Origin of the sequence: Streptomyces sp. NPDC007162, assembly GCF_040634175.1 — a bacterium.
GTDB lineage: Bacteria > Actinomycetota > Actinomycetes > Streptomycetales > Streptomycetaceae > Streptomyces.
In genome coordinates this window covers 1-9,671 of the sequence record NZ_JBEYFC010000361.1, presented here as the reverse complement: position 1 = coordinate 9,671, position 9,671 = coordinate 1, and the positions used below count along the sequence as shown (strand labels likewise).

At 71.4% G+C, this 9,671-nt stretch carries 8 protein-coding genes and 1 pseudogene; 8 read left to right on the top strand and 1 reads right to left on the bottom strand.

The window, feature by feature from the left end; all coding sequences use genetic code 11:
- Window positions 1–581 precede the first annotated feature (581 nt).
- From ABZ646_RS32215 to ABZ646_RS32180, 8 genes are all read left to right on the top strand, one after another.
- A complete protein-coding gene (locus tag ABZ646_RS32215) occupies window positions 582–1,622 on the top strand; it encodes an NAD-dependent epimerase/dehydratase family protein (RefSeq protein ID WP_360526688.1) in 1,041 nt (346 codons plus the stop codon).
- A 101-nt stretch (window positions 1,623–1,723) separates the two neighbouring features.
- Entirely contained in the window at window positions 1,724–2,731 is a 1,008-nt protein-coding gene (locus tag ABZ646_RS32210) for a UbiA prenyltransferase family protein (protein WP_360526685.1), read from the top strand.
- A gap of 54 nt (window positions 2,732–2,785) precedes the next feature.
- On the top strand, window positions 2,786–3,877 hold the full coding sequence (locus ABZ646_RS32205) for a glycosyltransferase family 2 protein (protein WP_360526683.1): 1,092 nt from the start codon (window positions 2,786–2,788) through the stop codon (window positions 3,875–3,877).
- Window positions 3,874–5,043, top strand: a complete 1,170-nt coding sequence (locus tag ABZ646_RS32200; RefSeq protein ID WP_360526680.1) for an endonuclease/exonuclease/phosphatase family protein — start codon at window positions 3,874–3,876, stop codon at window positions 5,041–5,043. Before ABZ646_RS32205 ends, ABZ646_RS32200 begins: the two co-directional genes overlap by 4 nt.
- Before the next feature lie 77 nt (window positions 5,044–5,120).
- Complete coding sequence (locus ABZ646_RS32195) at window positions 5,121–6,143, top strand: glycosyltransferase family 2 protein (protein WP_360526677.1); 1,023 nt, start codon at window positions 5,121–5,123, stop codon at window positions 6,141–6,143.
- Window positions 6,140–7,123 carry a hypothetical protein gene (locus ABZ646_RS32190; protein ID WP_360526674.1) on the top strand — a complete coding sequence of 328 codons (984 nt, stop codon included), beginning with the start codon at window positions 6,140–6,142 and terminating at the stop codon, window positions 7,121–7,123. The genes ABZ646_RS32195 and ABZ646_RS32190 overlap by 4 nt, the downstream gene beginning before the upstream one ends.
- Window positions 7,124–7,161: 38 nt before the next feature.
- On the top strand, window positions 7,162–8,169 hold the full coding sequence (locus ABZ646_RS32185; protein ID WP_360526671.1) for a UTP--glucose-1-phosphate uridylyltransferase: 1,008 nt from the start codon (window positions 7,162–7,164) through the stop codon (window positions 8,167–8,169).
- 147 nt (window positions 8,170–8,316) lie between these two features.
- The gene (locus ABZ646_RS32180) at window positions 8,317–9,294 is read left to right on the top strand and encodes an aldo/keto reductase (RefSeq protein WP_360526668.1); all 978 of its coding nucleotides are present in this window, start codon (window positions 8,317–8,319) and stop codon (window positions 9,292–9,294) included.
- Between the two features lie 68 nt (window positions 9,295–9,362).
- Here the strand turns inward: ABZ646_RS32180 and ABZ646_RS32175 are convergent.
- Window positions 9,363–9,671: pseudogene (locus tag ABZ646_RS32175) on the bottom strand (IS30 family transposase); the annotation flags it as partial.

The window sequence follows — 9,671 nt, the reverse complement described above, 5'->3', positions numbered from 1 at the left end:
GGGACATCAGCCGATCAAAGGGTCTCCACAATGTGTGTTCCCTGTCGTCTGCAGAGCGAATTCCCTGCCTCACACGACACCGCCTGGGGTAGCCGACCGGGAGGCAGTCCCCGGCCCGGTACCGTACCGGCCACCGGCCGGTAGTCCGCACCGCCCGCGCCCGGAGCGCCCGTGCCGCGCTCCGTACCGGCGCCGTCAGCGCCCCCGGCGACTGACCGGTACACCGACCAGTGAACAGCGCGACACGGACGCGACCCACGGACTCTCCGCCCCGGGCCCCTCGCAACGATGCGGGCGCCGCCGCCCCGGGCAGGACCCAGCCGGTCGGCGCGGGCAGACCCCCGCTGCGACGTCCGCCCTCTCCTGCGCGGCAGGCGCGAGGAGCACCCTCCCCACGGCAACGAGGCCGTGCCTGCGCGAGGCTCCCTCGGACTGCCGCTCCCCGCCATACGACACACTCCCGCGAAGAGGTGTTGCATGTCCCGCTCGTATGGTTCGCCGACCCCGGTTCGAAGCCGGCGGCGAACGCCTCAGACCCTCAGGCACCTGTTTACCGCACGCACCGCCCCGGCCGGCGCGCGGTGAGCCGCGTCGTCGTGACCGGGGCCGCCGGGATGCTCGGCACCGCCCTGGTCGACCGCTTCGTCAGGGACGGCCGTCAGGTCGTCGGCCTGGACCTGGTCCCGCCCGCCGCCGCCCACCCGGACGTGGAGTGGATCGAGGGCGACATCCGCGACCCCGCCGCCGTCGGCAAGGCGGTACGGGGAGCCGATCTGGTCGTGCACAGCGCGACCGCGTTGCCCACGTACGCCGAGCACGAGATCCGCTCCATCAACGTGGACGGCGCCCGCACCCTGCTCACCGGGTGCCGGGACGCGGACGTGCCCCGCGTCATCCACCTGTCCTCCGCCGCCGTGTACGGCGTGCCCAGGACCGTGCCGACGCCGGAGGTGCACCCGCCGAGTCCCTGTGACCCGTACAGCCGCTCCAAGGCCGCGGCGGAGGAGGTCGTGGCCGAGTTCCGCGCGGCCGGCATGGTGATACCGGCGTTGCGCGCCAAGACCTTCGTCGGCCCGGGCAGGCTCGGCCTGTTCGCCATGCTGTTCGAATGGGCGGAGGAGGGCCACAACTTCCCCATGCTGGGCGGTGGTGACGTGCGCTCCCAGATGCTCGACGTGGACGACCTGGTCGACGCGGTCGCCGCCGCCGCGGCCCATCCGGACGACAACGGTGTCAACACGGCGTTCAACATCGCCGCCACCGAGTTCCGCACGCTGCGCGAGGACTTCCAGTCCGTGCTCGACGCGGCGGGCCACGGCAAGCGCGTGGTCGCCCTCCCGACCGCACCCGCCGTGGCCGTGCTCAAGGTGCTCAGCCGCACGGGGCTGTCCCCCGTTTACGGCCGGCTGCTGCAGAAGCTCCAGGTGGACAGTTACGTCTCCACCGAGCGCGCGGCCGAGGTGCTCGGCTTCCGTCCCCGGTACTCCAACCGCGAGGCGCTGCTGCGTACTTTCGACTGGTGGCGGCGCGAGCACGCCCGCAGCCACGGCGCCCCGACCGGGCGGACCAGCCGTGCGCCCTGGAAGCAGGGCGCCCTCTCCCTTGGCAAGGCGCTGTTCTGATGGCACCCGTCCGCCGCGGGTTCCCTCCGCCGCCGCGCCCTGCGACGCCTCCTCCCTCCCGGACCACCGTTCACGACGCGCCTCCCACTTCTAGGAGAGCCATGTCCGTTGCGGATTCCGCCCCCCGCCCCTCCCCCACCGAGGGTGCCGCACCCTCGCAGCTCGCCGTCGGACCGCCGCCGGGCGCCGTGTCCGCGCCGCCCGCGCCGCATCTGCTGCCGCCCGATCCCCTGCCGTACCGACGGGGACCGGTACGCGCTTTCGTCGCGCTCGCCCGGCCCAAGCACTGGGTGAAGAACATCTTCGTCATCGCCCTGCCGGTGCTGCTCACCGGGCCGGTGACCCCGTCGGCGCTGCGTGCCGTGGGCGTCGCCATCGCCCTGTTCATCACCGCCTCGGTGAGCGTGTACGTACTCAACGACCTGGTGGACCGCGAACGAGACCGGCTGCACCCCGTCAAGCGCCACCGACCGCTCGCCGCCGGCGAGTTGAGCGCCGGGTCCGCCTGCGTGACGCTCGGTGTACTGGTCGCCGTGCAGGCCGCCGGGGTGCTGCTCGGCGGCGTGGACCGGTACTGGCCGGTGCCTGTCTACCTCGCCCTCAACGTCGCCTACAGCTTCCGCCTCAAGCACCTGCCGATCGTCGACGTGTTCGCGCTCGCCGGCGGGTTCGTGCTGCGCGCCACCGAGGGTTACCTGGCACCGGGCCTGACGCCGTCCGCCTGGCTGCTGATGTGCGTCTTCACGCTCTGCCTGGTGCTCGCCCTGGGCAAGCGCCGACGCGAACTGAACGAGAGCGGCAGCGCGCACCGCCCGGCGCTGACCGGCTACACGACCCAACTGCTCGACTACATGGTGGTGGTCAGCGCCAGCCTGTCGGTGATGATCTACGTCGTCCATCTGCTCGTCCCGCCGTCCCACCCGGCCGCGATCGCCCTGATCCTGGTGACGGTGCCATGCGCGGTCTTCGCGCTGTTCCGCTACCTCCAGGTCGTCCTCGTCCACGGCGGTGGCGGCGACCCGGTCCGGCTGTTGCTCAGCGACCGGATGCTGATGGCCGTGGGACTGATATGGGCCGTACTGATCGTGCTACTGCCCGGCCCGGCCTGACGCCTGCAGGCCGTCCGCCCCGCACCGACCACCGCTTCCGAGAAAGGCACCGCCATGTCCGGCACACCGCTGGTGTCAGTGATCATCCCGAACTACAACTACAGCCGCACCCTGGGCCTGTCCATCCGCTCCGCGCTCGAGCAGGACTATCCGAACAAGGAGATCATCGTCGTCGACGACTGCAGTACCGACGACTCCCTGGCCACCGCCCGGGCGATACCCGGCATCACCGTGCTGAGCACGCCGGCCAACGGCGGCTCCGCGATCGCCCGCAACCTCGGCGTCGAGCACGCCTCCGGTGAGATCCTGATGTTCCTCGACTCCGACGTCGCCCTCGCCCAGGGCGCGATCACCGAGGCCGTGGAGCAGTTGCTGGCCGACCCGGAGCTGGGCGCCGTCTGCGGCATGTACGAACCCGAACCGCTCATCCGCGACAGCCTGGTGGAGGAGGCCCGCTGCCTCCAGGCCTACTACTGGCGCTACGACTCCGAGGGTTCGGTCAGCTTCCTCATCTCCGCCATCTGCGCGATGCGCGCCGAGATCTTTCACGAGATCGGCGGCTTCAACCCGCAGCTGCGGCAGACCGAGGAGGTCGACTTCGGCGAGCGGCTGTCCCAACGCTACGAGATACGGCTGACCAACCGCATGCGCGGCGCGCACGACGACGACCACGAACTGTTCGCCCTGATCCGCAAGATGTTCGTGCGGGGCCGGTTGCGCGTGCCGCTGTACGCCCAGCGCAAGCGGCACGCCGAGGGGTTCGAGACGATGGCACGGTCCTGGGCCGCGCTGTTCGGCCTGGTCGCCGTCCTGCTGCTGTGCGCACCGCTGCTGCTCGGGCCGCTCGGCTGGCTGCTGCCTGCCGCGGCGTTCACCGCGGTCGTCCTCTGCGACCTGGGCATGTACGCCTTCGTCGCGCGGCGCAAGGGCCTGCTGTTCCTGCCCGCGTTCTTCGGCGTGCTGCTGGTCTTCAACGTCACCGTGGCCACCGCCGTCCTCTTCGGCGCGGTGCACTGGCTGATCTCCCCGGGGTTCCGCCGACTCTACGAGCGTGAGCCACGCGCCGACACCGCCGGCCCGGCGCCGGGCGTGCCGGCGCCGCGGCGCGAGGCGAAGGACGAGACCGGCGGGGTGCTCCTGCCGTGACCGAGTACCTCACCACCGGCCGCGGCCCGGCGGCCACCGACCGCCCTTCAGCCAGCCCGCAGCGGCCGTCCGACACCGACCACCCCGGACCGGTCCGGCGTGCCGCCCGAATGCTCGGCCGAGTGCGGTGGCTGTGGGCGGCGACCTGGCTCTGGCTGGCCGTGGCCCTGATCCACCTGGTGCTGTCGGGCCGCTGGTGGCTGATGCTCCTACCGGATCTGGCACCGCCGCTGGTGTACGCGGCCGTACCGCTGCTGCTGGTGGCGGCCGCCGTCGCCGGCCGGCTGCGGCGGGCCGCGCCCCCGCACCGGGTCACCTGGACCATGGTGGCCGGCGCCGTCGCCGCACTCGTCCTCGGCTGGAACTCCTGCGGGGTGCAGTGGGGCGTGCTCTTCCACGACTCCCCGTCCGGCACCCCCGATCTGCGGGTCGTCTCCTGGAACACCCGGCTCTGGGGCAGCGGCACCGGCCGGGCCGTGTTCTACCGCACCATCCGGGAGCGGAAGGCGGACGTCTACCTCCTCCAGGAGTACATCACCTCGCACGACAACGGGGCGACGTCCGATCCCATCGACGAACTCGCCCAACTGCGGAAGTACTTCCCCGGCTACCACATCATCGTCCGCGGCGAGCTGGTCACCCTCTCCCGGCTACCCGTGGTGTCCGCGCACAGCATCGGGCCCGGCGCCGGCGTGGAGCACGGGCAGGCACCGTGGCAAACCAGGTTCGCCGAAGAGAAGGTGCTGCGCACCGACGTCCGGGTCGGCGGACACACCGTGTCCCTGTACAACGTGCACGTCCCGGTCCAGATCAACATGGGCGTCAGCCCGCTGGGCAGCCGACTGTACCGGATGATGCACGCCAACGAACGTGCGCGTAAGGCCCAGTTCCAAGGCCTGGCAGACGACCTGCGCGCCAACCCCCTGCCCACGGTGGTGGCCGGTGACTTCAACACCAGTCCGGCCATGGGGGACCTGCACACCCTGCGCGGCAGGATGCGGGACGCCGCCGACGCCGGGGGCAGCCTCTATCCGGCCTCTTGGGGCCACCTGTGGCGGCTCGACTGGGCCTTCCTCAGCGGCTCCATCGCAGCCGACCACTACCACATCGACCCGATGGACGGGATCTCCGACCACCGGGCGCAGATCATGTCGTTCACCGTCTGACGGCCCGGCCGGACGGCGGCCACTGTCCGGCCGCCGTCCCGCGACTCGTGGACCGCTGAACCGAAAGGCCCAGCCTCGTGCAACCCACCGTCTCGGTCGTCATCCCCAACTACAACTACGCCAAGACACTGCGGCTCTGTCTGAAGTCCGTCTTCGACCAGGAATATCCTCTGCACGAGGTGATCGTGGCCGACGACAACAGCACGGACGCCTCGCGGGAAATCGCCGCCGAGTTCCCCTGCACCGTGCTGCATCTCAACCCCAACGGCGGGGTGTCCGCCGCCCGCAACGCCGCCGTGGCGGCCAGCAGCGGCGACATCCTGTTCTTCCTCGACTCCGACGAGACCATCGCGCCGAACGCCGTTGGGGAGGCCGTGCGCCTCCTCACCGAGGATCCCGGACTCGGCTGTGTACACGGCGTCTTCGCCCCGGAACCGCTCATCGACGACGGCCCCGTCGAGTGGTATCGCACCCTGCACGCCCACCACTGGCGCACCAAGGCGCTGGGTGAGACATCCACCGTCATCTTCGTCGCCACCGCGATGCCGCGCCGGGTCTTCGACGAGGTCGGCGGCTTCGACACCACCCTGCGCGACGCGGAGGACGTGGAGTACAGCGACCGGCTCTCCGCCAAGTACCGCATCCTGCTGACCGACCGGATCGTCGCCTGGCACGACGAGGAGTCGAGGATGGGCCGCATGCTGCGCGAGTCCTTCCGACGCTCGCAGTTCCTGGTGCCGTTCGGCGCCGCGCACCGCCGCAAGGAGGGCGCGCTCCGGGTCAACACCACCGGCGGTGTCGCAACGGCGATGCTCACCCTGATCACGCTGCCGCTGGTCGCCGCGGGTTCCTGGTGGACGCTGGCGCCACTCGCAGCACTGACCGGCTTCGTCTTCTCCGATCCCGGACTGCTCGGCGTGGTGCGCCACCACCGCGGGTCCGGTTTCCTGCCGTTCTTCCTGCTGTGCCATCTGCTCGTCAACATGACCATCGGTCTGGGGGCGCTCTGGGGCGTCGTGCGGATGGTCTTCACCGACTTCGGAACCCCGACGGCACGCAGCCGGCCGGAACCGGCCAGGCTGGGCGGTGAGACCGGATGACCTCACTGTCCCGTCGCCGGGCCCTGCGGGCTGTCGTCACGACCGCGTTCGTCGTCGCCGCGTGCTACGGCATGTACCGGGCGCTGGGCGACTCCACCGCCGGGGTCGCCGACTTCCTGGCCCGCGGCGACGCTCCCGCCGTGCTCGCCGGCGCCGCCGCGCTCGACCTGGCCGGGCTGACCCTCGGCATGACGGCCTGGCGCAGTCTGCTCAGCGGTCTGGGTCATCCGCTCGGCGCCGGGCCCACGATGCGGATCTACGGCGCCGCGATGCTGGGCAAGTACCTCCCCGGCCCGTTCTGGAGCGGTCTGGCCAGCGTCCACACCGGGCGGGCCAGCGGTGTGCCCGCGGCCCGCATGATCGCCGCGTACGCGCTGAACTCGGCGCTGGTGCTGCTGACCGCGGGCGTGGTGGGCATCGCCGCGGCACCGGCCGTCATGGACCACTCCGCTGTCGTGCTCGTCCTCGGGCTCGCGCTGTTCGGCGTGCTGCTGCACCGGCCCCGGCTGGTGCTGATGCTGGCCGGGGCAATCGCCCGGGTGCTGCGCAGGCCACCCCCACAGGCCCCGTTCGCGGAGGGGCTGCTGCGCCGATCGATCATCGTGCAGGTGGTGTCCTGGGCGGTCGGCGGCCTGCATCTGGCGCTGATCGTTGCCGTCCTGAGCGGCCCGCTGGACGCCCACACCGTACTGCTGTGCGTGGGCGGCTTCGCCCTGGCCTCCGCGGCCGGGATGCTCGTGCTGGTGGTCCCGGACGGCGCCGGGGTCCGCGAGGTCGTGCTGACCCTGGCGCTCGCTCCCGTCCTGACCACCCAGCAGACCGTGACGGCCGTCGTCGTCAGCCGGCTGGCGTGCACCCTCGCCGAGGTCTCCGGTTCGCTCGCCGGACTCGCCGCCGCGGCGCTGCTGGCACGCCGCGGGCCGCGTCCGGCCCCGGACGGCCCTGGGCGCACCGCGGACCTGGCCCCCTCCGAAGTCTGAGCCGGGCACGTCTCTTCCTCCTTGCCACCCCCTCCCCCATGAGAGAGGTACGCATGTTCGCGCATTCCCCCGTCACCAAGGCCGTGGTCCCCGCCGCCGGCCTCGGAACGCGGTTCCTGCCGATGACCAAGTCCACTCCGAAGGAGATGCTGCCGGTCGTCGACAAGCCGGCGATCCAGTACGTCGTCGAGGAGGCCGCCGCCGCGGGCCTCTGCGACGTGCTGATGATCACCGGCCGCAACAAGCACTCCCTGGAGGACCACTTCGACCACAACTTCGAACTCGAGTCCGTCCTCGCGCAGCGCGGTGACCGTGACAAACTCGCCAAGGTCCGCACCAGCAGCGAACTCGGTACCCTGCACTACGTCCGGCAGAAGGTGCCCCGCGGCCTGGGCCACGCCGTGCTCTGCGCCCGCTCCCACATCGGTGACGAGCCCTTCGCGGTCCTCCTCGGCGACGACCTCATCGACCCCCGGGACGCCCTGCTGCGCCGGATGCTCGACGTGCAGCAGGCCATGGGCGGCAGCGTCATCGCCCTCATGGAGGTCGATCCCGCCCAGACGCACCTGTACGGCTGCGCCCGGATCGCCGGGGCCGACGGCGGCGACGTCGTGCGCGTCACCGGCCTGGTGGAGAAGCCGCCGCCCGGCACCCAGCCCAGCAACTACGCGGTCATCGGCCGCTACGTGCTCCAGCCCGAGGTCTTCGGCGTACTGGAGCGGCTGGGCCCCGGGCACGGCGGCGAGATCCAGCTGACGGACGCCCTGGAGACGCTGGCGGCCGGCGGCTCCGTGCACGGCGTGGTCTTCTCCGGCCGCCGCTACGACACCGGCGACCGCCACGACTACCTGCGCTCGGTGGTGCAACTTGCGTGTGATCATCCAGAGTTGGGGACGGAGTTCAGCGAGTGGCTGACCGCTTACGTCACCTCTCGGATGGTCGAGCCGGGCCTGGCCGAGGCGCTGCAGGGGGCCCTCGGGCGGCCTCGGGCGCCGCGCCCGGGGGTGTCGGCCGGTCCCCTCTCCGCAACCGGCCGTGGCCAGTAACGGTCCCCGCGCGGCGTACTTCCCCGAACTGTGTTGTGTCCGTCCCACCCGCCATGCCTCTCTGCCCACTGATCCGTCCGGCAGCCCATCCAAGGTTCTTCTATGCTGCCCCGGTACCAGGGCCCTTCCCACGTGTCTGGAGCCAAGATGACGCAAGCGCACCGCCTGATCGGTGACACCGCCATTCCCCCCCTGGGCATGGGGTGCTGGGCCATCGGCGGTCCATTCCGGGCCGGTGACACCCCGGTCGGCTGGGGCGAGGTCGACGACGCGGAGTCCACCCGGGCGGTGCGCCGGGCCGTGGACCTGGGTATCCGCTTCTTCGACACCTCCGACGTCTACGGCACCGGGCACAGCGAGCGCATCCTGGGCGCAGCCCTGGCCGGTCACCGCGACGATGTGCTGATCGCCACCAAGTGGGGCAACGTCTTCGACGAGGGGAGCCGCCGGATCACGGGCGAAGACCCGGGCCCGGCTCATGTCCGGCGCGCTGTTGAGGCGTCGTTGACCCGGCTCGGCACCGACCGCGTCGACCTCTACCAGTGGCATCTGGGCGGCGCCTCCGCCGAGCAGGCACAGGAGATGCAGGGCGCGCTGGAGGCCCTGGTCGCGGCGGGTAAGATCCGCCACTACGGGTGGAGCACCGACGATCCGACCCTGCCCACTGCGCTGGCCGGTCCCCATTTCGCCGCCGTCCAGCACGAGTTGAACGTGCTGAGCGACGCGCCGGACATGCTGCGCCTGGTCGCCGAGCACAACTGGGCCAGTGTCAACCGCAGTCCGCTGGCCATGGGGCTGCTCAGCGAGAAGTACACCAGTGGCACACGACTCGCCCAGGACGACGTACGGGGCGACGAGGCACCGCCGTGGATGCGGTACTTCGCCGACGGCGCCCCGGCCGGCGAATGGCTCAAGCGCCGTGACGCCGTGCGCGAGATCCTGACCTCGGGCGGGCGCTCCTTGGTCCAGGGCGCCCTGGCGTGGATCTGGGCGCGCAGTCCGCACACGGTGCCCATCCCCGGCTTCCGCACCGTCGCACAGGTCGAGGAGAACGCCGCTGCCCTCGGCCGGGCGCCGCTGACCGCCGGTGAGCTGAGCGAGATCGACGCCCTGCTGGGCCGCTGAGCTCCGGGGCACCGGCCCGGTCACCGGGTGACGGCCAGTGCGTGCAGCTCCTGGATGACCGCGTCCACACGAGGCATCCGCAGGGCTCTGCCGGTGCGCCGGCAGGCAACGAGCTCACGCTTGCGCGCTCCACGGCCTTCGATGAACAGGGTCTGGTGGATCACCTCTTGGCTGATCCGCATGGACTCATCATCGGGGAAGTCGACCTTCAGCCGGTTCGCGATCTCCTCCGGACTTCACACCATGAGCCATTGCCCGTGGTCGCGGTGCGGCTTGTTCCTCCCCTTCCATCGCGGGGCCCTGCGGCCCCAGTGCCGTCCCGTCCGGACTGCTGACCTGGCCGGAGAGCCTCTCATGCACGTAGGCGCGCAGCCGGT

Excerpts from the sequence above, each read along its gene's own strand:
- ABZ646_RS32190 (WP_360526674.1), top strand. The coding sequence starts at position 6,140 with ATGACCTCACTGTCCCGTCGCCGGGCCCTGCGGGCTGTCGTCACGACC.
- ABZ646_RS32180 (WP_360526668.1), top strand. The coding sequence starts at position 8,317 with ATGACGCAAGCGCACCGCCTGATCGGTGACACCGCCATTCCCCCCCTG.
- ABZ646_RS32205 (WP_360526683.1), top strand. The coding sequence starts at position 2,786 with ATGTCCGGCACACCGCTGGTGTCAGTGATCATCCCGAACTACAACTAC.
- ABZ646_RS32185 (WP_360526671.1), top strand. The coding sequence starts at position 7,162 with ATGAGAGAGGTACGCATGTTCGCGCATTCCCCCGTCACCAAGGCCGTG.
- ABZ646_RS32210 (WP_360526685.1), top strand. The coding sequence starts at position 1,724 with ATGTCCGTTGCGGATTCCGCCCCCCGCCCCTCCCCCACCGAGGGTGCC.